Origin of the sequence: Caballeronia sp. INML3B (assembly GCF_023631305.1) — a bacterium.
GTDB classification, from domain to species: domain Bacteria; phylum Pseudomonadota; class Gammaproteobacteria; order Burkholderiales; family Burkholderiaceae; genus Caballeronia; species Caballeronia turbans.
This window is the reverse complement of the sequence record NZ_JALQDI010000103.1, coordinates 1-283: the sequence shown is the minus strand read 5'-3', so window position 1 is coordinate 283 and position 283 is coordinate 1. Positions and strand designations below refer to the sequence as shown.

The 283-nt window shown below is 58.3% G+C and carries 1 pseudogene; it reads left to right on the top strand.

The features are described from left to right. Positions 1-283: pseudogene (locus NCS58_RS34065) on the top strand (hypothetical protein); the annotation flags it as partial.

The window sequence follows — 283 nt, the reverse complement described above, 5'->3', positions numbered from 1 at the left end:
GCTGAGGGTCGACTACTCGAACGAGGCAGGCGGAAGTGGAGGTGGTGGTGGTGGTGCTGGTGGTGGTGATTCGTCAAACAAACACCAGCAGCAAAGCCAGCAGCAAGCACAACACTGGCAGCAGATGCAAGCACAGCAACCACCACAGCAGCAGTCGCAGCAGCCTCCACCGTCCTACCAGTCACACCCACAGGTTCCGATAGGCGTGACACTTCCCGACAACATCAGCGCACCCGATGCCATCTCACGTACACTTTCTGCCTACGATCCTGGAGAGCTACTC